Source organism: Rhizobacter sp. P1_G5, assembly GCF_056405435.1.
In genome coordinates, this window is sequence record NZ_JBFUCB010000669.1 from 1 (window position 1) to 3,157 (window position 3,157).

The 3,157-nt window shown below is 71.8% G+C and carries 5 protein-coding genes; 2 read left to right on the top strand and 3 right to left on the bottom strand.

The window, feature by feature from the left end:
• On the bottom strand, positions 1 to 1,173 hold a 1,173-nt coding region (locus tag AC1D12_RS29150), incomplete at its 3' end, for a winged helix-turn-helix domain-containing protein (RefSeq protein WP_477844649.1).
• A gap of 122 nt (positions 1,174 to 1,295) precedes the next feature.
• On the opposite strand from AC1D12_RS29150, the gene AC1D12_RS29155 reads away from it, so the two are divergent.
• Together AC1D12_RS29155 and AC1D12_RS29160 are read left to right on the top strand one after the other, a co-directional pair.
• The gene (locus AC1D12_RS29155) at positions 1,296 to 1,568 is read left to right on the top strand and encodes a DUF4242 domain-containing protein (RefSeq protein ID WP_047513214.1); all 273 of its coding nucleotides are present in this window, start codon (positions 1,296 to 1,298) and stop codon (positions 1,566 to 1,568) included.
• Positions 1,569 to 1,618: 50 nt separating this feature from the next.
• Complete coding sequence (locus AC1D12_RS29160) at positions 1,619 to 2,239, top strand: flavin reductase family protein (protein WP_477844654.1); 621 nt, start codon at positions 1,619 to 1,621, stop codon at positions 2,237 to 2,239.
• Between the two features lie 7 nt (positions 2,240 to 2,246).
• Here AC1D12_RS29160 and AC1D12_RS29165 read toward each other — a convergent pair whose 3' ends face one another.
• Both AC1D12_RS29165 and AC1D12_RS29170 read right to left on the bottom strand, forming a co-directional pair.
• Positions 2,247 to 2,696, bottom strand: coding sequence for a YybH family protein (locus tag AC1D12_RS29165; protein ID WP_477844650.1), 450 nt, complete (start codon positions 2,694 to 2,696; stop codon positions 2,247 to 2,249).
• A gap of 69 nt (positions 2,697 to 2,765) precedes the next feature.
• On the bottom strand, positions 2,766 to 3,157 hold a 392-nt coding region (locus tag AC1D12_RS29170), incomplete at its 5' end, for a substrate binding domain-containing protein (RefSeq protein ID WP_477844652.1).

The window sequence follows — 3,157 nt, forward strand, 5'->3', positions numbered from 1 at the left end:
GAACACCTGCTGCTCGGCCGGCGACAGCAGCCCGTGGCTCCAGTCGAGCGCCGCGGCGAGCGCGTTCTGGCGCGAGGCCGGCACCTGCGGCAGCGGCGCGAGCAGCCCGAGGCGCTGCTGCAGCCGCTCGGCCAGTGCGGCCAGGCCGAGGGCCGGCAGCCGGGCTGCGGCCAGTTCGATCGCGAGCGCGTTGCCGTCGAGCCGGCGGCAGATGTCGGTGGCGGCATCGATGCTGCGCGCGTCGCCGGCCAGCGGGCTGCCGGCGCCGGCCGCGCGTTCGGCGAGCAGTTGCACTGCGTCGCAGCGCGCGGCCTCGTCGATGGAGGCCCCTTCGGGTGGCAGGCCGAGCGGCCCGAGCCGCAGCAGCCGGTGCGCCGGATCGCGCAGCGGCACCTGGCTGGTCACCAGCACCGACACGCGCGGCGTCGCCTGCACCAGCGCGCCGGCCAGCCGGGCCACCTCCGGCGCCAGGTGGTCGGCGTTGTCGAGCACCAGCAGCAGCGAGCGCGGCTTCAGCCTGCGCACCAGCGCCGCCAGCGTGTCTTCGCCGGCCACCGGCTTCAGGCCGAGCGTACCGGCGATCAGCGRGGCGATCTGCGCGCCGTCGGTCAGCGGTGCGAGGTCGATCCACCAGCTGCCGTCGCGGTGGCGGGCGCGGCGCCGCGCGGCGGCGGCCATCGCGAGGTGGGTCTTGCCGACACCGGGGCCGCCGCACACCGTCACCAGCGGGTGGGCGTCGAGCAGCGCCCCCAGTTCGGCCAGCTCGGCCGTGCGGCCGATCAGGGCCGGGGTGCGGGCCGGCAGGTTGCCGGGCGGCTCGTCCGATTCGCCGGATTCGCGGCCGGCAACGGCGGGCTGCGCGGCACCGCGCGACACCTCGAGCGCGAAGCGGTAGCCGCAGCCGGCGATGGTCGAGATCGCCGGCGCGCCCAGCAGCTTGCGCAGCTGCGCCACGTGCACCGCGATGTTGTTCTCCTCCACGACGAGGCCGGCCCAGACGAGCTGCATCAGCTCGTCCTTCGACACCAGCTGCCCGGCGCGCTCGACCAGCGCGACCAGCACGCCGAACGCGCGGGCGGTGAGCGTCAGCGGCTGGCCGTGGCGCAGCAGCAGGCGCTGCCCGGGCTGCAGCTCGAAGTCGCCGAAGCGGTACAGGACGGTGGGCGCGGGCATGGCGGTTCGCTCCTCGGGTGGCGGCGCGCCGGCGGGAATTCATGCGGAATTCAGACGCGCTTGATGACCGTGCCGGGCCCCGTTCGGGAGCATGGGACACCTCAACCCCGCAGGAGTGCGACATGCCCAGGTTCGTGATCGAGAGAGACATCCCCGGCGCCGGCCAGCTTACACCGCAGGACCTGAAGGCCATATCCCGAAAATCATGCGGCGTGCTCAACAGCATGGGCCCCAGCATCCAGTGGGTGCACAGCTACGTGACCGACGACCGCCTCTACTGCATCTACCAGGCGCCGGATGCCGCCGCGGTGCGCCGCCATGCGGAGCTGGGCGGGTTTCCGGCGAACCGGGTCTCGCAGGTGCGCTCGGTGATCGAGCCGGCGACGGCGGAGTGAGCCTCGTGTGAAGTCGCCCGGCGCGGCACCGATCTTGCGTGACCGCGCCGATGGACATCGACTTCCGCGAGCTCGGCGCCTACGAGCGCTACAAGCTGATGGCCAGCCTGATCGTGCCGCGGCCGATCGCGCTGGTCACCACGCTCGGCGCCGACGGCGTCGTCAACGCCGCGCCGTTCAGCATGTTCAACATGCTGGGCGAAGACCCGCCGCTGGTGTTCATCAGCGTCAACCGGCTGCACGACGGCCGCTTGAAGGACACCGCGGCCAACATCCTGCGCAGCCGCGAGTTCGTCGTGCACCTGACCGACGAGGCGATGAGCGCGCAGATGCACGCCTGCGGCAGCGCGCTGCCGCCGCACCAGAGCGAGCTCGACCATGCCGGGCTCACGGCGCTGCCGTCGCGCTGCGTCGCGCCGCCGCGCATCGCGCAGGCGCCGGTGGCGTTCGAGTGCGTGCTGCACGAGACGCTGGAGACCGACAGCCGCTACGTCTTCCTCGGCCGCATCCTGTGGCTCACGGTGCGCGACGGCCTGGTCGACGCCGAGCGCTGGCGCGTGCGCCTGCAGGACTACCACCCGGTGGGCCGCTTCGGTGCGAGCTTCTACGTGACGACGAACGAGCGCTTCGCGATCGACGACGTGCGCGCCAACGCGATCGACGAGCTCTGACCTGCCTTCAGCGCTGGAAGATCGCCTTGGTCTCGCCATCGATCGGTGCCGAGGTGTGCTGGTGGACAATTTTCCAGTCGTCGCCCTGGCGGGCCAGGGCCATCGTGATGCGGTTGCTCATTGAGCGCAAGGTGGCGCCGCCGGTGTCGATCGCGGCGAACGAGACGAAGGCGTGCAGCACGGCGAGGTCCTGCGCCACCCGGGTTCGCACCTCGCTGAAGGCCACGGTGACGCGCTCGTCGTGCAGCGAGYCGAACCAGCCCTGCACCATCTCGCGCCACGGCTGGCGTCCGTCATGGGACCAGCGGTTCCACATGTCGAACACCCGCACGTCGGCAGCGTAGAGCGCCACGAAGGCCTCGACATCCTTGGCGAGGACGGATTCCGCGTAGCGGAGCAGAAGCTGCCGGATCGCGGCGGGGGTGTCGGCGTCGGTGCCGGTGCCTGAACGGGTCATCGATGTCTCCTGGCATGAAGTGGTGGGTCTGCAGACGACGATCGGCGCGGTGCGAAATCGACAATGGGCTCATCCCGGCGGCGAAGCCTTCAGCACCTCGACGACGAACTCGATGAAGGCGCGCACCTTGGCCGCCGGCCATTGGCGTGACGGGTAGAGCGCATACAGCGGGAAGCGCTCGTCGGGCCAGTCGGGGAACAGGTCGACGAGCTGCCCGCGGTCGAGCTGCTCCTGGATGCCGATCGCCTTGATCTGCGCGATGCCGGTGCCGGCGAGGCAGGTCGCGAGCAGCGTGCCGGGGTCGGTCAGCATCAGGCGGCCGGCGGTCGGCACCTTCAGGTGCTTGCGGCCGCGCAGGAACTCCCAGGCGAACGGCTGGCCGGTGGCCATGTCACGCACCTGGATGCAGGCGTGCTGCGCCAGGTCGCCGGGCGTGGCCGGGCGGCCGTGCTGCTTCAGGT

What these genes read in the sequence shown, in the direction of transcription:
- AC1D12_RS29155 (WP_047513214.1), top strand. Translation starts at nt 1,296, where the DNA reads ATGCCCAGGTTCGTGATCGAGAGAGACATCCCCGGCGCCGGCCAGCTT.
- AC1D12_RS29160 (WP_477844654.1), top strand. Translation starts at nt 1,619, where the DNA reads ATGGACATCGACTTCCGCGAGCTCGGCGCCTACGAGCGCTACAAGCTG.